This window comes from Streptomyces sp. NPDC101152 (genome assembly GCF_044768275.1).
Classification (GTDB): domain Bacteria; phylum Actinomycetota; class Actinomycetes; order Streptomycetales; family Streptomycetaceae; genus Streptomyces.
Window position 1 is genome coordinate 74,528 of sequence record NZ_JBIWPO010000001.1, and the last position, 13,991, is coordinate 88,518.

General features: G+C 67.0%; 17 protein-coding genes. 12 read left to right on the top strand and 5 right to left on the bottom strand.

Going from position 1 to position 13,991, the window contains the following annotated elements; all coding sequences use genetic code 11:
- Positions 1–9 precede the first annotated feature (9 nt).
- The 7 genes from ACIRVK_RS00365 (at position 10) to ACIRVK_RS00395 (ending at position 4,993) form a co-directional block, all read left to right on the top strand.
- The gene (locus ACIRVK_RS00365) at positions 10–1,620 is read left to right on the top strand and encodes a sensor histidine kinase (RefSeq protein ID WP_404242374.1); all 1,611 of its coding nucleotides are present in this window, start codon (positions 10–12) and stop codon (positions 1,618–1,620) included.
- Positions 1,617–2,498: a response regulator gene (locus ACIRVK_RS00370; RefSeq protein WP_404242376.1), complete on the top strand. Its 882-nt coding sequence runs from the start codon at positions 1,617–1,619 to the stop codon at positions 2,496–2,498. The genes ACIRVK_RS00365 and ACIRVK_RS00370 overlap by 4 nt, the downstream gene beginning before the upstream one ends.
- 139 nt (positions 2,499–2,637) lie before the next feature.
- Positions 2,638–2,871, top strand: a complete 234-nt coding sequence (locus ACIRVK_RS00375) for a Flp family type IVb pilin (protein ID WP_404242378.1) — start codon at positions 2,638–2,640, stop codon at positions 2,869–2,871.
- The gene (locus ACIRVK_RS00380; RefSeq protein WP_404243115.1) at positions 2,868–3,470 is read left to right on the top strand and encodes a pilus assembly protein TadG-related protein; all 603 of its coding nucleotides are present in this window, start codon (positions 2,868–2,870) and stop codon (positions 3,468–3,470) included. Before ACIRVK_RS00375 ends, ACIRVK_RS00380 begins: the two co-directional genes overlap by 4 nt.
- 34 nt (positions 3,471–3,504) lie before the next feature.
- Positions 3,505–4,086: a hypothetical protein gene (locus ACIRVK_RS00385; protein ID WP_404242380.1), complete on the top strand. Its 582-nt coding sequence runs from the start codon at positions 3,505–3,507 to the stop codon at positions 4,084–4,086.
- Positions 4,087–4,142: 56 nt separating this feature from the next.
- Positions 4,143–4,724 (top strand): OmpA family protein, encoded by a 582-nt coding sequence (locus ACIRVK_RS00390; RefSeq protein ID WP_404243117.1) that lies wholly within the window; start codon positions 4,143–4,145, stop codon positions 4,722–4,724.
- Between the two features lie 107 nt (positions 4,725–4,831).
- The gene (locus tag ACIRVK_RS00395) at positions 4,832–4,993 is read left to right on the top strand and encodes a hypothetical protein (RefSeq protein WP_404242382.1); all 162 of its coding nucleotides are present in this window, start codon (positions 4,832–4,834) and stop codon (positions 4,991–4,993) included.
- A gap of 322 nt (positions 4,994–5,315) precedes the next feature.
- Here the strand turns inward: ACIRVK_RS00395 and ACIRVK_RS00400 are convergent, their stop codons facing one another.
- On the bottom strand, positions 5,316–5,594 hold the full coding sequence (locus tag ACIRVK_RS00400; RefSeq protein ID WP_404242384.1) for a GntR family transcriptional regulator: 279 nt from the start codon (positions 5,592–5,594) through the stop codon (positions 5,316–5,318).
- 167 nt (positions 5,595–5,761) lie between these two features.
- On the opposite strand from ACIRVK_RS00400, the gene ACIRVK_RS00405 reads away from it, so the two are divergent.
- The 5 genes from ACIRVK_RS00405 (at position 5,762) to ACIRVK_RS00425 (ending at position 10,855) form a co-directional block, all read left to right on the top strand.
- The gene (locus ACIRVK_RS00405; RefSeq protein WP_404242386.1) at positions 5,762–6,091 is read left to right on the top strand and encodes a hypothetical protein; all 330 of its coding nucleotides are present in this window, start codon (positions 5,762–5,764) and stop codon (positions 6,089–6,091) included.
- A 351-nt stretch (positions 6,092–6,442) separates the two neighbouring features.
- Entirely contained in the window at positions 6,443–6,886 is a 444-nt protein-coding gene (locus ACIRVK_RS00410; protein ID WP_404243119.1) for a hypothetical protein, read from the top strand.
- 593 nt (positions 6,887–7,479) lie between these two features.
- Positions 7,480–9,480, top strand: coding sequence for a Flp family type IVb pilin (locus ACIRVK_RS00415; RefSeq protein ID WP_404242387.1), 2,001 nt, complete (start codon positions 7,480–7,482; stop codon positions 9,478–9,480).
- A gap of 74 nt (positions 9,481–9,554) precedes the next feature.
- Entirely contained in the window at positions 9,555–10,322 is a 768-nt protein-coding gene (locus ACIRVK_RS00420; protein WP_404242389.1) for a hypothetical protein, read from the top strand.
- A gap of 11 nt (positions 10,323–10,333) precedes the next feature.
- Positions 10,334–10,855 (top strand): hypothetical protein, encoded by a 522-nt coding sequence (locus ACIRVK_RS00425; RefSeq protein WP_404242391.1) that lies wholly within the window; start codon positions 10,334–10,336, stop codon positions 10,853–10,855.
- Here the strand turns inward: ACIRVK_RS00425 and ACIRVK_RS00430 are convergent.
- From ACIRVK_RS00430 to ACIRVK_RS00445, 4 genes are all read right to left on the bottom strand, one after another.
- Entirely contained in the window at positions 10,831–11,427 is a 597-nt protein-coding gene (locus ACIRVK_RS00430; RefSeq protein ID WP_404242393.1) for an SMI1/KNR4 family protein, read from the bottom strand. The genes ACIRVK_RS00425 and ACIRVK_RS00430 overlap by 25 nt on opposite strands.
- Positions 11,428–11,705: 278 nt before the next feature.
- On the bottom strand, positions 11,706–12,185 hold the full coding sequence (locus ACIRVK_RS00435; RefSeq protein ID WP_404242394.1) for a hypothetical protein: 480 nt from the start codon (positions 12,183–12,185) through the stop codon (positions 11,706–11,708).
- A complete protein-coding gene (locus ACIRVK_RS00440; RefSeq protein ID WP_404243120.1) occupies positions 12,185–12,586 on the bottom strand; it encodes an LD-carboxypeptidase in 402 nt (133 codons plus the stop codon). Before ACIRVK_RS00440 ends, ACIRVK_RS00435 begins: the two co-directional genes overlap by 1 nt.
- A gap of 125 nt (positions 12,587–12,711) precedes the next feature.
- A complete protein-coding gene (locus ACIRVK_RS00445; RefSeq protein WP_404242396.1) occupies positions 12,712–13,089 on the bottom strand; it encodes a DUF192 domain-containing protein in 378 nt (125 codons plus the stop codon).
- Between the last annotated feature and the right edge of the window lie 902 nt (positions 13,090–13,991).

The window sequence follows — 13,991 nt, forward strand, 5'->3', positions numbered from 1 at the left end:
ACGAAGGGCATGGCGACGACAAGGGAACGCACCGGGCTACTGCGGCGCCGCCCGAGGACACCGGAGATCACCACGCCCCCCGCGGGCACGGTTCTCCCGCCTCACGTGCGCACCGGAGCGTCCGACATCCCGGTGACGTCGGTGACTCCGGCGCTGCCACCAGGTTGGGAGCGCGCGGACGCGCATCTGGCTGGCGTACCGGCACAGCCGGATCCTCGCGGCCAGGTCCGACCTGCAAGGGTCTCGGCAGACAGGGCCGGGGACACCGTCGGGACTGCGGCGCCGGTCGTCGTCGAGGCCCGGCCACCGCAGGCGCCCCCCACGACCACGCCCAAAGACCCCACCATCGCCCTGCAGATCAACGCGCTCCAGGCGATGTGTCGTCAGGTCTTCGGCTTCCGCCTCGCCATGATTGCCCTCGCGGCCCCTGCCGCAATCCTGAACGCCGCCCCGGGACTTAGTACCCGCGGTCCGGTGGGCGCGGCCACCGTCATCACCTTCATGGGCTCCTATGTCCTGTTCCGGGACTGGGAGCGGTTCGGCCCCCTGCTCCTGCGCCACCCCTCCCTGCTGGCAGTTGACACTCTCTTCGGCTCCCTGCTCCTCATCTCCGCCGGCCCGGACACCACCCTGGCCTACGTCAGCGTCTGCACTCCACTGCTCGCCGGCATCGTCTATGGATGGCGGGGCGCCGCCTGCTTCGCCTCCCTCCAGTCGCTGATCCTCCTGCTGGTCTACACGGCCGCGAGGAACCTACACGCGGACCTCGCCCAGTCCTTGCTGCTGCCAGGCCTGTGTGTCATTGCCGGGGCTGTAGGTTCGGCCCTTCGTAAGCTCATGCTTCGGTTCGGGGAGGCGACCCATGCCCTGACCGGGGTCCAGGCCAGGCTCGCGGTGACGGAGGCCGTCAGCGCCGAACGGGCGCGGCTGGCCCGAGAGATGCATGACACGGTGGCCAAGACCCTGCACGGGGTGGCTCTGGCTGCGGACGGCCTCGCCGGCTCAGCCGATGCCGACCGCATGGACGCGGAGCTCGTCAAACAACAAGCTGAACTCGTCGCCCGCTCGGCTCGCCGCGCAGCCGCCGAATCCCGGGAACTCCTCGCGGACCTGCGCCGCGAGTCCGACCCGGATCAGGCCACCGACGTCCTGGTCGAACTGGCGGCCCGCACCCGGGACTTCGCCACCAGCACCGGCCTCCGGGCCATCTATCGCCCCACCGGCGACCACGCCGTACCGCCCGTCCCGCCCGCGGTCGCCCGTCAACTCCTCACCATCACCTCGGAGGCCATGGAGAATGCGCACCGCCACGCGGGCCCGACGAAGATCGACATAAGCGCGGGAGTCCACGGCGAACTCCTCCGCATCAGCGTCTACGACGACGGTCGAGGCCTGCCCCCTGGCACCAACCTCGAACAGCTGCGACGGGCAGGCCACTTCGGGCTGGTCGGCATGGTCGAGCGTGCCGCCTCGGTGGGCGCCCGCATCCGCATCGGCCGCGGCGGCCATACGCGCGGCACCGAGGTACGCCTGGAACTCCCGCTCGCCGCCCTCACGACATCGAACACATCAGTACGTAGCCCCCATCCCCCCACGTCAGGAGAGGAGGCCGCCCGATGACCGACCGGACGCGTCCCCATTCGGTGCCTCAACAGCCACCGCAGAGCCCCTTCGGGGCGTCGGCAGCACCCACGCCGCTCAAGGTCATCGTGGCGGACGACAACCCTGTCGTCCGTGCCGGCCTCACAGCGCTGCTCTCCGGACGTGAGGACATAACGGTCGTCGCAGAGGCGGCGGACGGCCGTGAGGCCTACGAGGCGACCCACCGACTGCGCCCGGACGTCGTCCTCCTGGACGTTCGTATGCCCGGCGTGGACGGTATCTCGGCGCTTCCGCACCTCGTGCCCTTGGCTCCCGTCATGATGCTCACGTACAGCAGGGAGTCGGAGATTGTCCAGGAAGCCCTGCGCCGAGGCGCGGGGGGCTACCTGGTTCATGGGGAGTTCACCGCCGACCAACTCGTCGCAGCTGTACGGGACGCCAAGGACGGCAGAGCCCACTTCACGCCCTCTGCTGCAGGAGCGCTGCTGGATCAGCTCCGTCAGGGACAGCGTGAGATGCCACTCCCCGAGGGGTTGGGTGGTGCGAATGCATACGATGCAAAGCCCATCACCCATCCCGCTCTCTTCTCGGAACTCCCAGCACCAGTAGAAGATTTTCTTCCGCCTCCACAAAACATCCTCAAAGGGCTTTCGCAACTGCAATCGTCTGTGGGACAGTCTTCAAGGTTCCGACTGAGCACGAGGGAGGCGGAGATCATGGACCTCATCGCGTCCGGCATGAACAACCAGCAGATCGCCGCCACGTGCTTCATCAGCGAGAAGACGGTCAAGAACCACATCAACCGCATCTTCGCCAAGCTCCACAGCACCAGCCGCTCGGAGGCCGCCGCCAAGTGGCTCGGCACGGCTCCTGGTTCGGGCCGAGGGCTGGGGTGAGGCGAGATGAATCGTGGGGGGAGTGCTCGGGGCCTTGACTGGGCCCGGAATTGGGCCCTGGGGCCCTCGGGTGAGGGCGGTGTCCCGCCGTACGGTGACGATGCCGGTGACCGGCCGGCCGAACTCGGAGGGGAACACCATGAGCGACCTGATGCTGAAGACTGCCGTCGCGACCAGGGTCCGGATCAACGGCTGGAAGAACACCACGGTCGAGGCGGTACGGCGCCGGGCCAACGACAAGGGGCAGACCGCAGTCGAGTACCTGGGCATCATTGCGGTGGTGGTGGCGATCGTCGTACTCATCGCTTCGACGAACTTGGGCCAGACCATTGTGAACAAACTGACTGCTCAGATCGCGAAGGTCGCTCCCTGACCCGACGACCTTTCAGGTTCGGCGACTCAGGGCAGGCTTTCCCCATCTATCTCACGGTGGTGGGGGGCCTGCTCTTTCTCGCGTTCGCCTACTTCGCGGTCGGCCAGGCCGCGGTGAACCGGAACGGCGCCCAGACGGCTGCCGACGCGGCTGCGCTCGCCGCGGCACAGGACACCCGGGACCAACTTGCCGGCGCGTGGGTGCAGGACGTGCTCGACCCCACGAAATGGCAGGACATCTTCCACGGGAAGTCCGACGGACTTCTTCCCTCGTGCGGGCGTGCGTACCAGCTCGCCGCCCGGAACGACGCCGGAGTGATCAGCTGCGCCCCGGACGGGCCCTTGGGGTTCACGGTCGAGGCTCAGACGAACAAGCCCATCGGGGACTCAGTCATCCCATCGACGAAGGACCGCCGGTCGCACGCGGACGCCAAGGCCGTGATCGAGCCGCTCTGCTCTTTCGAGCTTCCGGCCGCAGGCGCAGGCCCACACACACTGCCGCGGCTCTCCTGCAAGGACCGGAACTGGGACCTCGACCCGCAGCACCTCACCGATCTGCCGGGACCTCAGGACCTCTTCGACGTCCATCTGGCCGACTGACAAGCGAACGACGAGTGGAGAAGGAAGCGGAGTCATGAGCATTCGGTTCACTACCAAGGCCCGCAGGGGGATGGTCGCGCTGACCGTTGCGGCCGGACTGGCCGTCGGGGTGGCCGGCTGCGGCAGCGGAGGCGGGGACGGCAAGAAGCCGGACGCATCGGCATCCACCGCCAAAGTCTCCGGGTCCAATCCCAGTGCTCAGGATGGGCAGTCCGCTGCGCCCCTGGCGGAGTTGAAGGGCCCGAGCGGCCTGCTGCTTCAGATCACGTCTGTGGTGCGGGATTCCGGGGGATTCGTCACGGTGAACGGGACCATGAAGAACGACGGTTCCGACGTTGCCGTGATCCCCGCCGAGTTGAGTGGCAACGAGACTGAGATCATGAACAATGGCAGGTCGTTGGGCGGCGCGACGCTCGTCGACTCCCAGGGAAAGAAGCGGTACTACGTGCTCAGGGACACGGACGGGCGTCCACTGACCACGACGGGTTTCTCCACGCTCAAGGCCGGTGAATCAATGGGAGTGTTTCTGCAGTTCCCGTCACCGCCGACAAGTACGACCGAGGTCACCTTCCAACTGCCGCTGTTCCCGAGCGCGGTCATCAAGATCTCTGGGTGAGGCGCACCGTGACCACGACATTCAGGCTCCCTCTGGCCGTCACCGCTGCCGCCCTCATGGTCGCGGCCAACCTTTACGGCGCTACGGCGGTTCATGCGGATCCGAGCCCAAGCGTCCCCCCAGGCACCGACCCATCCGCCTCCGCTCCCGTAAAGATCGACCCCCACGACCCCAACCTCAAACTCTCCAAAGGCGCCACGCTAGCCGCCCCGAAAGTCCTCGACATCAAGTCGGTCGTGGAGGACCAGTCCGGTGACGAACGCCGTGAGGACACCAACACGGAAGTGACCTTCGCGCTGCAGGCGGAGGTCCTGTTCGGCAAGGACAGCGCCACACTGAACGCCGACGCGAAGGCACGGATCGCCGCGATCGCAGACGAGGTCAAGAAGCAGCACGCCACCCAGGTACGCGTCTTCGGCTTCACCGACAACCTCGGCACGCACGAACACGGCGTCGTCCTGTCCAAGCAGCGCGCCAACGCCGTACAGGCGGTCCTGGACCAGGATCTCAATGACCCGAACATCACGTTCGAAGTCCGCGGCTACGCAGAGCAGTACCCCATCGCCGACAACTCGACGGAGGACGGCCGCAAGAAGAACCGCCGGGTGGAGGTCACGTTCCCGCGGACGGGGAGCTGAGGGACAACCGACGTCGGCGTCGAGTAGGTCCGCCAGTGAGCCCATGTCCCCGTCGCCGAACTGAGATAGGCAGACTCGGTGGCCGAGCGTGAACGCGGAGGTGCGCAGTGAAGGGACGTTCGTGGTCCGAGGTCCGCGCGGAGGCGTTGTCTCGCCATCCGGAACTGGCCACGGCTGAGGCCGAGGAGCAGCGCGCCGCCATCCGGGAAGAGAGCAAGGCCCGCATCCGGGGGCATGAACTGGCCGGGCTGCGCCGGAACGAGGACTGACGCAACGGGACATGGCGCCAGGCCCAAGGTCGGTCAGGCGCGCGTCTCGCAGATCGAGCACGGTCAGATCGACGGTCTTGAAATGCTGCGCGTCTATGCGGCCGTACTGGGTGGGCGGATCACGGGTGTCTGGAGTGGGGCGTCTCCTCGGTGCAGGTGGCCTGACACCTCATCGCTCCCTGCACTCCCAACGGACTGGGCTCGGCCGGCGCGTTATGCACAGCGGCAGCCCGGCTCGCGAGGGCCGTGAGGGCTCACGAGTATCTGACGGCAAGATGAGACTGATCGCTCCGGTCGTCTAGTAGATCGTGAGCTCCTACAGTCAGGCGTCGCTCTCATTGTCATCGGACGCGTCGCTGGGCAGCGCGACAGCGAACACGCCCTTGCCCTGGACGCCCTGAACGATCCCCTCGGCCTGCAGCAGTTCGATGGCGGACTTGATGGTGCGGCGGCTGATCTGACCGCCCGTCTCCAGCTCCAGCTCGTGCTGGGAGGGAATGCGGCGGCCGACCGGGATCTCGCCGCGTCGGATCCGCTCGCGCAGAGCTGATGCCAGCTGCACGTACATCGGGGTGATGCTCTCCCGGTCGATCTCTATCATGCCTGGGAGCGTAAAAGGTCAGCTCAGGCCAGCATAGGACTGCCTATCACGTGAGAAGACGTGCCAAGACGTTCTAAGTTGCCGTACAGTCGGTGTCAGCAGAAGACCCCCGCGACGGGTGGAGCCGTCCGGAGGCTTGGCCACCAACCCTCTGGAGGTTGACGACAGTGAGCATTATCCACGCGATGGTCCGCTGCATCCTGGACCTGTTCGCGCCCGGCACCGGCACCCGCCGGGCGAGCGCACACCCCGCGCAGAAGGCCCCGGCCCCCGCACCGGACTCACCCCACCCCCCAGCCGTACCACTCCCCACCCACCGCTCCCCGTATGGCCTGCCCGTGGCGCTCGACGGCCGTGCCGCCACCTTGGTTCGTCCCTACGTGGTCGCCGCCGAACGAGAGCACGCCCAACTCCGACGCCGCATCGCGCTGGTCCTGGCCGCGGACTTCGGCATCGACCTGGACCGGCACGTGCTCGGCGCGGGAGGGATGACGTGATGGAAACGCGAAACGAGCCGCCGCCCGGTGACGCGGAGGCCCACCGCCCGAAGCTCACGGCGCCACGCCCACCGGTGCGGATGTGCGTGCGCTGCCATGTAACCACCGAAACCCCGGTCGTGGTGTGCGTGGTGCACCAGAACTCGGGACCCGGTTTCACTGTGTACGCCTGCCAGACGTGCGCCCCGCACTTCCCGCCGCCGGAGGTGCCGTTGTGACGGGCGGCACCGGGACACCCGGGCAGTGTTTGGGGGGTGCACGGTTCACATCTGCGGGTGATGGCAGGGCGGCTAGTTTCGAAGTACTTTCAAAGTCATGAGTCCCGAGAGCGCAGCCGTGAACTTCTCCTAACTGGTCAACAAGAACAGGCAGACTCTGGCTCGGCTCCAAGAATCGCCGAGGCTGGTCCTGCACCGCAGAGATGGTGAGGATCTGGTCCTGACCACTGCAGCACGGGCCGAACAGGACCAGACGGTGGTGTCGGCGGCTACCCGGATGCTCGCCGCGATGGCCAGGCGGGAGCCCGGCAGCATGGAACTGCTCTTGGACATACTGCCGGACGCTTTCCCCTGGGTCCGCTTCCTGCCCGAGGCAGACGTCCACGTCTTCGCCGTCGAACTGGTCGACACGATGAGGGCCGCCGACGCGGTCGGGAACCGCGCGTCTGTGGCCCAAGTGCTCATCGCCTGGCAGCACACCGCTGAGGTTCACTCCGACCCCGAACTCATGGCGGCGCTGACCAGGGACCACGGTGAGGACTATGGGCCTGCGCCGGACCCGCGGGACCTCGCGTGAGTCCGGCACGCGGCGATCGCGCTGCACCACCGGCGCCAGACGGACACTGGGAGGTCCGCTTCGCGGACCGGCTTCGGCGAAGGGCTGGGAAAATTTCTGCAGGCACGCTCGCGAGAACACCTACGAGCCTGGCTCAACATGCGCCAAGATCCGAAGCCCACCACTGAGACATCCCGACAACACCGGCTGAAGGGCAGGCTGGCGCACGGCGTTCACCGGGGACAGACCTGTGAACAATGGCAGATCGAAGTGACCGGCGGCGGACGAATCTGGTACCTCCTGGACACCGCTCGCAACACTTGCTGGATCACTTTCGCAGGTACAGGACATCCCCGGGCAACAGATCCCCGATGAGTAGTTCCCAGGTCGGATCTTCTCCCTGATTGGGCACCGATTTGGGCCCCCAGACCCATGCCGCCCACCCACCCCCTCCCTACCGTCGATCCATGCCGTGGACCAAGGGCGGGGGCCGGTCGACCTGACCCGGCAGCGCAGCAACCCGCCTCGCCACACCGATGGTCAACGAGGGGACGGGCATGTCGTCAGTCGGGGGAGCAGCGCAGTACGGGGCCGGTTGGCCACCGGAGCCAGGGTTGCGACGAGAACCGCCACGCGCACTCTCGCTGGCGTACCTCCTCATCCACACCCTCTTCGGCTTCACCGTCCTCGGCGGCCTGGGCCTCCTCCTCACCGCCGCCTCCTACGACGCCCTCGGCGGCGGTGTCATCGCCCGCGTCGCCTACGCCGCCGCCCCCGGCACCCTCGGCTGGTGGCTCGCCCGGCGCAGCCGACAGGGCGGCGGCCCGTGGACAGGGCGCGGCCTAATCGCCGTACAGGCATGGCTGATCCTCGGCGGCCTCGCCAACCTCGCCGCCGGCTCCGGCCGCGCCGGCCTCCAACTCCTCCTCCCCACGCTCATCCTCTGCTTCCTGCTCCAGCCGGAGAGCAGACAGTGGTACGACACCCCCACCTCCGACCGCGCCAAGCACCGCCCCTTCTCCGTCTCCCGCATGATCCGCTGGCGCCGCGACGACGGCCAGACGGCGGTCGAGTACGCCGGCCTCGTCGCCATGGTCGCCGCCATCATCACGGCGCTCCTGGTCAGCGGCCTCGGCACCCAGATCTACGGCGGTATCGAGACCCAGGTCTGCAAGGTCGCCGGCCTCGGCTGCCCGGCGGCCTCCGGGGGCACGGACACCAGGGCGGGCACAAGCTCGACCCAGGGCACGAGCACAGGCGACCGTCAGCACACCACCGGCGGCAAGAAGACCACGACCACCCGGAGCAACGCGGACAACAGCACCGGCAAGAAGGACGACGGCTGCTTCTCCGGCATCGGCGCCTTCTTCGGCTGCGCCGGCAACCAGATCAAACAGGTCGGCCAGGGCATCTTCGTCGACGGCGTCTGGGGCGACCTGACCGGCATCTACGACATGGTCCGTCACCCCATCAAGACCCTGAAGGGCCTCGGCGACTACGGCAAACAACTCGGCCACGACTGGATGACCAACTCCCAGGACGCCCGTGACAAGTGGTCCAAGGGCGACTACCTGGGCGCCGTCCTGGGCTGGGGCGGCGCCTCGCTGAAAACCGGCGGAACCGTTCTTTATGACATGTTCATCGGCGACGACGTGGCCAAGGACTGGAAGAACGGCGACAAGACCCGCGCCGTCAGCCACGTCCTGTGGAACATCGGCTCCCTCTTCATCCCTGGCTACGACGGAGCCAAGGTCGTCGAGAAGGTCGGCGACCTCGGCAAGCTCGGCAAACTGGGCAAGCTCGCGGAGGAGGCGGCCGAGGCGGCGGAGGAGGCGAAACGGGCCGCAAAGGCGGGGGACGTCGCAGAAGCCGAGAAGGCGGCAAAGCAGGCCGACGAGGCAGCCGCGGAAGCAGAGCAGAAGGCCAGAAAGGCCGGCTGCACGATCTCCGCCCCGGCCCACCGCATCCCGTACGACACTCACGAGCACTACGACGGCACGACACCGGACACCGGCGGCAACCCCACCACCGGCTCCCCCGGCACCGGAACGACCGTCCTCGCCGCAGGCGCCGGCTCCCCGTACGTCGTACTCGCCCAGGACGGCTGCGACGAGGAAGCCAAGAAGGCGGCCGAGGAGGCCCGTAAGAAGGCAGACGAGGCGGACAAGGCGGCGGGCCAGTGGCAGGCGGGAGACGACATCGCCGGTCCTGCGGCGGGGAAGAAGTTGAAGTTCCCCAACAAGCGGCACACCGTCGGCGGCGCGGGCAGCGGGCAGATCAAGGAACACAACACGGTGATCCTGCGGGGAAACGAGAACCTGGTCCGCGACGACATCGAGGGGATATCCAAGGGGCGCGCAAGGCTCCTGCCCGACGGAAACACATACGAGATCAACGGCCGCCGCTACCGGGTCGAGGACACCGGAACTGTTTTCCCCGTCTCCGGCCCGGGCTTGGTCGACATGGACCGCATTGAATACGCTGCCCTGAAGGAGATCGTGCGGAACAAGGGTGATCTGGAGAAGTCGCAGGCTTTGCGTCGAGATCCGAAATTCATCAACAATCCGGACAAGGTCGCGAAGGCCAAGCAGGTGTACGACGGGACGTACAAGTGATTGCGAATCTCTTCACCGTCGCGGAACTGGAGCCGTCAACGCTCCGTCAAGCGTTGGCAGCGTTGCTGGTTCTCATGGATGAGTCGGTGGACGTCTGCGACGTGGACGGAGACCAAGAGGCACGCCGATGGAACGCGCCAGTCCTCTGCACGTACCGCGTATTGCCGCTCGGCGACCTGGCGCTGGAACTCGAGGTCCAGGTCCAGGACGGGACGTCCGGCACATGGGACGAGGCAGCCCTCGCCCAAGGCCTCGCGGCCCGCACAGGGACCTCGGTCCTCTATCCGTCCCCGGATCTGGACCTGGACAGTGCGTACCGGGTCGCAATGGCGGACGGACGGGAAGTGCGCTGTCGACTGGAGGCGATCGACTCGGACGAGGACACGACGTACCGGGTCGACGCGGTGGAGGAGCCGGTCCCTGATCTGCCCCGTGCGACGGTGGAGCCTCTCCCCGAAGTCCTCGACAACGAACCTCTCCCGACACCCCTCTCCGACGAGTTCCTGGCCACCTGTCCCGCAGGCACAACGGACACGGTGGAAGGCCGTGTCCACTACGCCCTGCGCGTATGGGAGCGACTCGTCCGCAGGCTCGAGACCGGCCAAGACCCCCCGGGGCGTTATCGCGAAGACCTGCTCAAGCGTGACCTGGAAGCCCGCGACGACCTCGACCGACTTTCCCACGAGATGGACGACCCGCACGCCGAGGCCCTGCGATCCACGCTCAGCCGCCTCGACCGCAGCTACCGCGACCACACCTTGCCGGGACCTGGACAGCAAACGGAGCGCTGGTGGTGGCACCAGCGATTGAAGCGCGTTCCCTGGAAGCAAGTGACCAAGTGACAGGAGCAGCGGTGCCCGTTTCGAGTACGACTCAATGGAGCGAGGTTGAGGAGATCCTGCGCCAGCGGTCCGTCACGGATGTCCTGATCCCGGGACGGATCGACCGCGACGAACGGGTCCCACGGTTCGCCCCTCAACCCGTCGTCGTGTTCGTCGTCTTGGACGAGGGCGCCCTGCGCCTGGAATCGGTCGGCGGATACGGCCAGTTGGAGGTCCGACTCGTACGATCAGTGACCCTCGACGATGTCGAACTCTTCGCCGCCATCGAGGAGGAGGGCGACGAACTCGCCCTCGCCTCCCAGGGCGAGCAACTCTTCGGCGACAGCTGGGACCGCCTGCGCTGCACCACCGTCCGCCCCTTCACGGACCCGGCGTCGAAGCCCGACGAGGGCGTGGTGAAATGCCTGGCCGTCGAACTCGAGTCCCGCTACTGGCTCTTCTTCGACCCGACCTGGACCTTCGGCATCAAAATCGGAAACGCGGAGGACATGCGCCGCTGGGAACGTAGTCAGAACGGCTCGAAGCTCGGCTGAACAGGGCCGATCTCTCCGGCGGCAGCCAGTTCCTCCAGGTCCTCCGGCTCGAGGAACTCCAAGGCGTCCGGTTCGATGCCGTGGTACGGGTCGACGTCGAGTAGCCGTCGTACGAACGCGAGGGCGAAGCTTGAGAACGGTCCGTCGAAGGTCTCGCAACCTTCTTCGTGGACCATCGTGACGATCTTCCATCGGTTTGGATCCGGGTCACAGGGAAGGAAGAAGTGCTCGTCGCCGCTGTAGTCGTATCCCCACGAGATCAGCCCACCGGGCTCGGGGCGGAAGGGGTACGGGACATGCTCGGAGCCGCCACCGTCGAGGGCCCTGTCCCGGCGCTCAGTGAAAACCTCGTGCGTCTTGCGCATGCGTGCCAGCAACGGGCTTGATCCACGCGGGTGGAAGACGACGAGCTCGCCGGAGATGACCCCGCTGCCGTAGGTGTCGAGGAACGTCTTGAAGTCACTGGGCAGAGGGGAGCCTATGTGCTGCTCGACTTCGGTCCAGTCATCCGGGGTGGACGGCCGGCGCGTGGGCTCGCCGAGCAGGGCCTGCAACTCATGTAACGAGGACACGCACTGCTCCCAAGCTCAAGCCGCTCAACCTTCGATGAGGCGAACCTAGTGGTCGTCACCCTTCAGCGACAATGCTCAACGCCTTCGCTGTCACCGGACACTCATTCCGAAACGGTGGGTTACCCAGGAGGTGGACAACCCCGCGCGCCAGGTCCTCCGATCCATGCTCACCCGCCTCTACCGCGACGACACGCTGCCAGGACCCGGGCAGCAGGCGAAGCGCTGGATGTAGACCTCAACGAGTGGTTGTATCCAGCGCCTTCACAACATGCGACCGCCTAGACGACGGCCGAGCGGACGGACAGTGTTCCCGTGGCTGTATCGATCGTTGCCTGGGTGCCGAGGGGGATCGTCGGGGGGTTGTTCCCGTGTCCGGCCGGGAGGTCGCCGAGGACCGGAATGCCGAGTCCGACCAGTCGGTCGTGCAGGACGTCGCGGATGCCCCATCCGCCCAGCGTGGGGTCGTCGGCATCGCGTTCGAAGCCGATGAACTGGGCGAGGGTGATGCCGCGCAGACCGTCGAGTGCCCGGGACCGGGTGAGTTGGGTCAGGGCGCGGTCGACTTCACCCAGCCCGGTGCCTCTTTGGTGTTCGAGGAAGAGGATGGCTCCCCGCAGGCTGGGCAGGCCGGCTCCGGTCTCCGTGCGGATCGCGTTGAGGTTGCCGCCCATCAGGATGCCGGTCGCCGTGCCGTCGACGGTGACGTCCGCGGTCACCTCGGACGGGTCGCGGTGGAGAGTGACGGAGGCGGTGGTCATCAGTGCGCGGCGCAGGGACTCGGCGGACGCGGGCCCGGTGTAGGTGTCGTTGGCTTTGGCGAAGGGGCCATGGAGTGAGGCCAGGCGGCATCGTGACCACAGGCGAGGTGGAGGTGGGTGATATCGCTGAAGCCGACGACCGGCTTCGGGTCACGTCTGAGTGCGTCGGTGTCGAGGTCGTCGACGATGCGGTAGGTGCCTTTGCCACCCATAGCGGCGATCACGGCGCGGACGCTGGGGTCGCGGAATGCCTCGTTCAGGTCGGAGAGGCGGTCCTCGTCGCGGCCGGCCATGTAACCCCACTGGTCGGAAGACGTGTTTGCCCAGCTCGACCTGAAGGCCCCAGGAGGTGAGCAGTTCGACGCCCCGGGCGACTTCTTCCCGACTGGGCGGACAGGCAGGAGCGACGATCCGCACCCGGTCTCCGGGCCGCAAGCGCGGCGACCTCAACGACGGAGGATTTTGGTGGTCATCCATCCGACAATCCTGCGCGTGATCACCAACGGCCGAGATCCACTTTCACGGATCACGCGTCATCGACCACCACATCCACCCGCACCCCAGTCCTGATCCCCCAGCCGGCCATGGCACCCGCCCCCGCCTCCAGCACATGCCGCGCCCAGATTCGGGGCAACCCCAGCCGCCCCGGCTCCATGGTGCGGACGGCGATGACGGTGAGCCGTCGGTCGAGGTAGGCGACATCGATGGGGATACGCATACGAAAGGTGTGCACGCTGTTGGCCGGGGTGAGCAGCAATGCCCCCTCAACGGAGTCTCGCCCCAACAACCCTTTGGTGCGAGCCCGATAGGAGGTGGCGATCTCCAATGGCAGGGAAGCAGCCTCGGCATCCTCCTCGCCGTGCAGAACCAGAATTCCGCGCCCGTCCCGCCATCGCCGTCCCATGCCGAGTACGCCTCCTGTTGCCGTCAGTGCCGCACTTGCGCGACCTGAACCTACCCGTAGGGAATGACCATCGGTGGCCGCATCTGTTTCGCATGCCGTAGATCGATGGGCGGAAGGTGCCAAGTGCCGGGGCAGGCAACGCCCCGTCGCGAGGCCCGGCACGCCCACAGGACGCCCCGGACGCCGCTCCTTATCGGGCAAACGTTGCCTGTCGCGGCACTAGCATGCCGGGCAGGGCCCCACGCCCCACTCGGACCCCGGACAGGGGGATGAGCATGCGGTCGACCACTTCACGTCCAATCTTCCGGCGCTCTGTCAGCATCGTCGTGGTCGGCGTGGCCCTTGCCTCAACCTCAGGATGTACCGTTCCCGTCGATGCCGTCGCCGGCCTCTCCGTGACCGCCGACGGAGATCTGCTCGGCGTCTTGATGGTGTGCGGACATCACCTCGACGGTGCGACCCTTTACGAGGACGGCGACGACGTCAACAAGCAGAAGACGGTCGGCTCATGGACCGTCGACCGCCCCCTTGGGCGGGGCCTCGTCACCTGGACACTCGATTCCCCCGCCGACGGCTGGACCACAACCAGATCCCTCGCTCCGCTCACTGTCAAGGCCACCTACGCGCTGTATGGCTGGACCAAGGACAACTCGTGGTCAGTGAGCAGCAGTTCCTTCACCCTGGCCGACCGGGACCGACTCACCCCGGGGAAGGTCCGCTACGACAGCGTCTCGGGTAGCGGTGACGAGGCCCCAATCACCGTCCCCGTGGCTGATTTCAAAAGCCAAGGCGTGCCAGGGCATGTAGGGTCACGGCGCCTCCGACTAGATCGAGAGGCACACGTGACCGGGAGGCGCGCGCTTCAACCGTCGCCTCTCTCGCATCCGGCGGGCGCTCCCCCT